The organism is Mesorhizobium sp. P5_C1, from assembly GCF_054049815.1.
The window spans coordinates 1-7,367 of record NZ_JBFULQ010000273.1; the positions used below are offsets into that span (position 1 = coordinate 1).

Below are 7,367 nucleotides of genomic sequence, written 5' to 3' on the forward strand. Positions count from 1 at the left end.
GCCGATTCCGGTCCCGGGGTTTGGACTGATCGTCGCGCTGATCSTGATCACGCTGATCGGTTTCCTGACGGCCAACATTGTCGGCCGCGCCATCGTCAATTTCGGCGAGCGCCTGCTTGGCCGCATGCCGCTGGTGCGCGGCATCTATGGCTCGCTGAAGCAGATTTTCGAGACCGTGCTGTCGAACAAGGGCGACATGTTCCGCCAGGTCGGGTTGGTCGAATATCCGCGCAAGGGCGTCTGGTCGCTGGTGTTCGTCGCCAGCGAGAAGGAGACCGAGATCAACCAGAAACTCGACCAGGAAGGCGATCCGCTGATCGCCGTGTTCATGCCTTGCACGCCGAACCCGACCACCGGGTTCCTGATGTATGTGCCGAAGTCCGACATCGTGCTACTCGATATGACGATCGAGGACGGCGCCAAGCTGATCGTCTCCGCCGGGCTGGTGGCGCCCGAAGTCAAGCCGATGGTCGTCGTGAACGGCGAGCCGATCGATGTGCTTGCCAACCCATCGGTTGCCGCCTTGGCTCAGCCGGCGCGCAGGAGCCGGACGGCTTCGTCGCGGCCGAACAAGTAAAGCAACAGGCGCAACGCTTCGCCACGCTCGGATTGCAGCTCCGGGTCACGTGACAGGACAAGCCTGGCGTCGTCACGAGCGGCCTCCAATAGATCGGCATGGGCCTCGATGCGCGCCACCTGGAAACCCGGCGTGCCGGACTGGCGGGTGCCCAGAAGCTCGCCTTCGCCGCGCAGCTTCAGGTCTTCTTCGGCGATCAGGAACCCATCCTCGGTCTCGCGCATCACCGACAGCCGGCGTTTTGCGGTCTCGCCGAGCGGGTCCTTGTAGAGCAGCACGCAGGATGACTTGATGTCACCGCGCCCGACGCGACCGCGCAACTGGTGCAACTGGGCAAGGCCAAAGCGCTCGGCATGTTCGATGACCATGACGGTGGCGTCCGGCACGTCGACGCCGACCTCGATGACCGTGGTGGCGATCAGGATGCGTGTCTCGCCCTGCTTGAAGGCGCGCATTGCTTCGTCCTTGTCGGCACCCTTCATGCGGCCGTGGACGAGGCCGATGCGATCGCCGAAGAGCGGTTTCAGGGACGCAAAACGGTCCTCGGCCGACATCAGCTTGATCTCTTCGGATTCCTCGACCAGCGGACAGATCCAGTAGATCTTCTGGCCGCCGGCGACGGCTTCGACCATGCGGCCGACCAGCTCGTCGAGCCGCTCGAGCGGCAGCGTGACGGTGCGGATCGGCTGGCGGCCGGCCGGCTTCTCCGTCAGCTTCGACACGTCCATGTCGCCGAAGGCGGTCAGCACCAGCGTGCGCGGGATGGGCGTGGCCGTCATCACCAGCATGTCGGGCGCGTCGCCCTTGGCGGTGATGGCAAGCCGCTGGTGGACGCCGAAGCGATGCTGCTCATCGATGACGGCGAAGACCAGATCGTGGAAGGTGACCGTCTCCTGGAACAGCGCGTGGGTGCCGACGACGATGTCGATCTCGCCGCTCGCCAGGCCGGCCAGTGTGTCGGTGCGCTCGCGGCCTTTCTCGCGGCCGGTGAGGATAGCGATACGCAAACCGACCTTGGCGGCAAGCGGAGCGATCGTGGCCAGATGCTGGCGCGCCAGGATTTCGGTCGGCGCCATCAGTGCTGCCTGGCCGCCGGCCTCGACCGCACGGGCCATGGCCAGCAGCGCAACGACCGTCTTGCCGGAGCCGACATCGCCCTGCAGGAGCCGCAGCATGCGTTCGGGATCGGCGAGGTCGGCATTGATTTCGGCGAGCGCGAATTCCTGGCTCGCGGTCAGCGAGTAGGGGAGTGCAGCGCGCAGGTTCTCGACGATGCTGCCGTCGCCGACCAGAGGACGGCCGGACAGGCGGCGAATTTTTGTCCGCACCAGCGCCAGCGAAACCTGGCCTGCCAGCAACTCGTCGTATGCGAGGCGCCGCCACGCGGCACCATCGATGGAGACGTCGATCGGGTCGGCCGGATTCTGGATGCGGGCGAGCGCATCGCCAAAGGTGGGAAAGGTGTGCCGGCGCATGAAGGCGCCGTCCTGCCATTCGGCGAAAGTGGGCAAGCGCGCCAGCGCCTGGCCGATCGCCCGGCGCAGCACCTTGCCCGAGAGCCCGGCGGTGAGCGGATAGACCGGCTCGACCAGCGGCAGGTTTTCCGCTTCGCTGGCCAGCGCGATGTGGTCGGGGTGGACCATGGTCGGGCGGCCGTTGAACCATTCCATGCGACCCGAGACCACGACATGCTCGCCCTCGGGCATCGCCTTTTCGAGATAGGAGGCATGGGCATGGAAGAAGGTCAGCGCAATCTCGCCGGTATCGTCATGGGCGTAGACCCGGTAGGGCACCGACCTGTTGCCGCGCGGCGGCGGCTGGTGGCGGTCGACGCGCACCTCAAGCGTGACGATCGAGCCTTCGGCGGCGAGTGCGATGCCCGGGCGGTTGCGACGGTCGATGACGGTGTGCGGCAACACGAACAGAAGGTCGCCGGCGCGCGCGGCGCGATCACCGAGATCGGCCGTGACGACTTTCTCGATCAGCGCGCCAACCTTCGGTCCGACGCCGGCAAGCGAGGTGATCGGGACGAATAACGGATCGAGGATGGAAGGACGCATGATGTCAGCTTATGTCGCGAGGGCCGCAGCGCAAGGCTGACAGCCTCTTCTATCCACGCTATATGCGCCGCAGCAAGTGAGGATGCGGGACAATGACCGGGACGACGAGATCAAGCGTGGGGCTGGACGCCCGCCGCCGCAAGCTTCTGTTTCGCTCCTGGCATCGCGGCATGCGCGAGATGGACCTAATCCTCGGCACCTTCGCCGACGCCGAGATCGGCGCCTTGACCGGCGAGGAAATCGACCAATATGAGAGGCTCCTCGACATTCCCGACACTGAATTCCTGCCCATGGTCACCGGCGAACGCCCGGTTCCCCGGGACATAGACTGTGCCGTCCTGCAGAAGATCCTGGCTTTCCGCCATTCCATGACATTCTGAACACAAGCAATTCCAGGAAAAGTGCGAAGCGGTTTTCCGCCCGGAGTTGCGACAAACAAGACCGTGATTTCATGAGCATCATTCCCACCATCGGTCTGCCGAAAGGCCGCGCCGGCCAGTTCATCGTCGATGGCGTCGCCGACGGCTATGAAGCCTTTGCGCTGGTGCAGGCGGCACTGGAGATCGCGCCGGACAAGCCGGTTCTGTTCGTGGCGCGCGACGGCCAGCGCCTGCCGGCGATCATCGAGGCACTGTCCTTCGCGGCGCCCGGCCTTCCTGTGCTGGAACTGCCGGCCTGGGATTGCCTGCCCTATGACCGGGTCTCGCCCGGCTCGGACGCCGCCGCCAAGCGGCTCGATGCGTTGACCGCCATGATCGCGCTGGCGAAGAAGCCGCACCGCGCCGTCATACTGACCACCGCCAATGCGTTGCTGCAGCGCATCCCGCCGGCCGACCTGGTCGAGGCACAAACCTTCCATGCCAGGCCCGGCAACCAGATCGACATGAATGCGCTGGTGTCGCGGCTGGAGACGTCCGGTTTCGAACGCGTGCCGACCGTGCGCGGCATTGGTGAATTCGCGGTGCGCGGCGGCATTCTCGACCTGTTCGCACCCGGCTGGACCGAAGCGCTCAGGCTCGATTTCTTCGGCGACACGCTGGAATCGATCCGCGTGTTCGACGCTGCCACCCAGCGCACCACCGGCCAGCGCAAGTCGATGGCGTTGCAGGCGATGAGCGAAGTGGCGCTGACGCCGGAAACCATCAGCCGTTTCCGCCGCTCCTATATCGAAGCCTTTGGCGCACCCCAGCGCGACGACGGGCTCTATGCGGCGGTCAGCGAAGGGCGACGCTTCGCCGGCATGGAGCACTGGCTGCCGTTCTTCTACGAACGGCTGGAGACCGTGTTCGACTATCTGCCGGACACGCCTGTTGTGTTCGATCATCTGGCGCATGAGGCGCTGGCCGAGCGTCACACGCTGATCCTCGACCACTACGAGGCGCGCAAGAAGCAGGCCGACGGCGCGTTGAAGGATGCGGTGCCCTACAAGCCGGTGCCGCCGGACCTGCTCTACCTCTCGCCGGAAAACCTGATTGCTTCGCTCGGGCCGCGCGAAGCGATCGATTTTACGCCCTTCGACGCGCCCGATGCCGGCGCCAAGAAAGTGTTCCATGCCGGCTCGCGCCACGGCCGCAGTTTTGCTGGCGAACGCGCCGACCCCAGCATCAATGTCTTCGATATCGTCGTCAAGCATATCGCCGACGAGCGTGCTGCGCGCCGCCGTATCGTCATTGCCGGCTGGACAGAAGGCTCGCTCGACCGGCTCAGCCAGATCCTCAGCGAGCACCATCTCGGCAATCTCAAGCAGGTCGCCACGCTGGCGGAGGCGGAGCAACTCGAGCCGGGGCAGGCGGCATTGGCCGTGCTGCCGCTGGAATCTGGTTTCGAGACCGAAAGACTGGTCGTCGTCGCCGAACAGGACATTCTCGGCGACCGGCTGATCCGGCGCTCGAAGCGCAAGAAGCGCGCCTCGGACTTCATCGCCGAAGCCTCGGCGCTGTCGGCCGGCGACATCGTCGTCCATGCCGACCATGGCATCGGCCGCTTCATTGGCCTGCGCACCATCGAAGCGGTTGGCGCCCCGCATGACTGTCTGGAAATCCACTACGCCGGCGACGACCGGCTATTCCTGCCGGTCGAGAACATCGAGCTTCTGTCTCGCTACGGTTCGGATTCGGCCGAGGCGAGCTTGGACAAACTCGGCGGCGGCGCCTGGCAGTCGCGCAAGGCGCGGCTGAAGAAACGCCTGCTCGACATGGCCGGGCAACTGATCCGCATCGCCGCCGAGCGGCAGATGCGCGCCGCACCAGCATTGGTTCCGGCCGAGGGTCTCTATGGCGAGTTCGCTGCCCGCTTCCCCTATGAGGAGACCGACGACCAGCAGACGGCGATCGACTCGGTTCGGGACGATCTGGGCGCCGGCAAGCCGATGGACCGGCTGATCTGCGGCGATGTCGGCTTCGGCAAGACCGAAGTGGCGCTACGCGCCGCCTTCATCGCGGCGATGGAAGGATTCCAGGTCGCCGTCGTTGTGCCGACAACCCTGTTGTCGCGCCAGCATTTCAAGACGTTTTCGCAGCGCTTTTCCGGCCTGCCGATTCGCGTCGCCCAGGCGTCGCGGCTGGTCGGCGCCAAGGAGCTGGCCGAGACCAAGAAAGGCATCGCCGAGGGCCAGGTCGACATCGTCATCGGCACCCACGCGCTGCTTGGTTCCGCGATCTCGTTCAAGAACCTTGGCCTTTTGATCATCGACGAGGAGCAGCACTTTGGCGTCAAGCACAAGGAGCGGCTGAAGGACCTGAAGACCGATGTGCATGTGCTGACGCTGTCGGCGACACCGATTCCGCGCACGCTGCAATTGGCGCTGACCGGGGTGCGCGAGCTGTCGCTGATCGCCACGCCGCCGGTCGACCGCATGGCGGTGCGCACCTTCATCTCGCCCTTCGATCCGCTGGTCATCCGCGAGACGCTTCTGCGCGAGCGCTATCGCGGCGGCCACTCATTCTATGTCGTTCCGCGCATCAGCGATTTGGCGGAAATCCATGATTTTCTGAGAGAATCCGTACCGGAGCTGAAGGTCGCGGTGGCCCACGGCCAGATGCCGCCGGGCGAACTCGACGACGTCATGAATGCCTTCTACGACGGCCAGTACGATGTGCTGTTGTCGACGACCATCGTCGAATCCGGTCTCGACATTCCGACCGCCAACACGCTGATCATCCATCGCGCCGACATGTTCGGCCTGTCGCAGCTCTATCAGCTGCGCGGCCGCGTTGGCCGCTCGAAGGTGCGCGCCTATGCGCTGTTCACGCTGCCGGCCAACCGCAAGCTGACCGACACCGCCGAGCGCCGGCTGAAGGTGCTGCAGTCGCTCGACACGCTGGGCGCCGGCTTCCAGCTTGCGAGCCACGATCTCGATATCAGAGGCGCCGGCAATCTTCTCGGCGAAGAGCAGTCCGGCCACATCAAGGAGGTCGGCTTCGAACTTTACCAGCAGATGTTGGAGGAGGCTGTCGCCGAGGTGAAGGATTCCGGCGAGGTCCAGGATGGCGGCTGGTCGCCGCAGATCGCCGTCGGTACGGCGGTCATGATCCCGGAAGGCTATGTGCCGGACCTGCAGCTCAGGCTGGCGCTCTACCGCCGCCTCGGCGACCTCGAAAACACCGAGGAGATCGACGCCTTCGGCGCCGAACTGATCGACCGCTTCGGTCCGCTGCCGGAAGAAGTGAAGCACCTCTTGAAGATCGTCTTCATCAAGGCGCTCTGCCGCAAGGCCAATGTCGAAAAGCTCGACGCCGGGCCGAAGGGTGTCGTCATCCATTTCCGCAAACGCGAATTCTCCAACCCGGTTGGCCTGGTCCAGTTCATCGGCGAGCAGGGTTCACTGGCCAAGATCCGGCCCGACCACAGCGTCGTGTTCGTGCGCGACTGGCCGACGGCCGAGAAGCGGCTGGCGGGTTCGGCCGTCGTCATGACGCAGTTGGCACGGCTGGTAGACAAGGCGGCGTAGCGTCCTCGCTGCACGGCCTGGCAGAAGGGGCGGAAGTAACCGACGCGAGGGGATCAGGCGGTATCTGCCGGAAAGATGTGCGACGATTGGAGCCATTGAAGTATTTCGGCCGATGGCTTGAGATGGTCTTGCAATTTATCAATGCCGGAAGCTGAAGGGGAACAAGCATGGATCCTCAAACCTTCGATGAATACTGGCTCGGCTATCTTGCCGGCCATTCGCGACCCTCGACGCGGCTTGTTCATTATCTCGGTCTGTTTTTCGCTCCGATCGCCGGGATCGCCGTATCTTTCTTCGTGGTCTGGTGGGCTTTTCTGATCATCATTCCCTTCTTTTATCTCGCTGCTCTGCTTACGCACCCTTTGCTCGAGCACAACAGCAACAAACCGTTCGCCGACCGGCCTCTGTGGAGTGCCATCGCGCTGCTGCGGATGCTGGCACTCGACCTGACCGGTGGCCTCGGCCGCCAACTCCGTCGACTGGATGGGGCCGCTCGACAGGCATGACGATTGCAGTCAGTGCGATCTGCTCGGCGATCCTTTTGCTTGCCTCGGGATTTCACTTCTATTGGGGTTTTGGCGGCCGCGTCGCCGCAGATGTGGCGCTACCGCAACGCGAAGACGGCAGCCCGGTCATCGAAACAACCGCCTTGGGCGCCATCGCGGTCGCCCTGGTTCTGGCACTGGTGCTTTTGCTCGTCCTTGGATTTGCAGGGATAATCCACCTGCCGCTGCCGCAATCGTGGCTAAGGGCAGGGACCATGCTTTGGGCGGTAATCTTC

The 7,367-nt window shown here is 64.4% G+C and carries 6 protein-coding genes; 5 read left to right on the forward strand and 1 reads right to left on the reverse strand.

Annotated features, from left to right (window positions below; all coding sequences use genetic code 11):
* Nucleotides 1-577 (forward strand): DUF502 domain-containing protein (locus tag ACXJ7R_RS20060; protein ID WP_457153366.1); only part of this gene is annotated, 577 nt, incomplete at its 5' end.
* Here ACXJ7R_RS20060 and recG read toward each other — a convergent pair.
* Complete coding sequence (recG, locus tag ACXJ7R_RS20065; protein ID WP_457153367.1) at nucleotides 529-2,637, reverse strand: ATP-dependent DNA helicase RecG; 2,109 nt, start codon at nucleotides 2,635-2,637, stop codon at nucleotides 529-531. The two genes, ACXJ7R_RS20060 and recG, sit on opposite strands and share 49 nt — an antisense overlap.
* Nucleotides 2,638-2,729: 92 nt before the next feature.
* Between recG and ACXJ7R_RS20070 the strand changes: the two genes are divergently transcribed.
* The 4 genes from ACXJ7R_RS20070 to ACXJ7R_RS20085 all read left to right on the forward strand — a co-directional run.
* Nucleotides 2,730-3,017: a succinate dehydrogenase assembly factor 2 gene (locus ACXJ7R_RS20070; RefSeq protein ID WP_457153368.1), complete on the forward strand. Its 288-nt coding sequence runs from the start codon at nucleotides 2,730-2,732 to the stop codon at nucleotides 3,015-3,017.
* 71 nt (nucleotides 3,018-3,088) lie between these two features.
* Complete coding sequence (gene mfd, locus ACXJ7R_RS20075; RefSeq protein WP_457153369.1) at nucleotides 3,089-6,586, forward strand: transcription-repair coupling factor; 3,498 nt, start codon at nucleotides 3,089-3,091, stop codon at nucleotides 6,584-6,586.
* Between the two features lie 167 nt (nucleotides 6,587-6,753).
* Nucleotides 6,754-7,092: an Mpo1-like protein gene (locus tag ACXJ7R_RS20080; protein ID WP_457153370.1), complete on the forward strand. Its 339-nt coding sequence runs from the start codon at nucleotides 6,754-6,756 to the stop codon at nucleotides 7,090-7,092.
* A partial coding sequence (locus ACXJ7R_RS20085; RefSeq protein WP_457153371.1) for a DUF3995 domain-containing protein occupies nucleotides 7,089-7,367 on the forward strand: 279 nt, incomplete at its 3' end. The genes ACXJ7R_RS20080 and ACXJ7R_RS20085, both read left to right, overlap by 4 nt.

Coding starts and splice junctions, on each gene's coding strand:
- recG (WP_457153367.1), bottom strand. CDS start 2,637: ATGCGTCCTTCCATCCTCGATCCGTTATTCGTCCCGATCACCTCGCTT.
- ACXJ7R_RS20070 (WP_457153368.1), top strand. CDS start 2,730: ATGACCGGGACGACGAGATCAAGCGTGGGGCTGGACGCCCGCCGCCGC.
- mfd (WP_457153369.1), top strand. CDS start 3,089: ATGAGCATCATTCCCACCATCGGTCTGCCGAAAGGCCGCGCCGGCCAG.
- ACXJ7R_RS20080 (WP_457153370.1), top strand. CDS start 6,754: ATGGATCCTCAAACCTTCGATGAATACTGGCTCGGCTATCTTGCCGGC.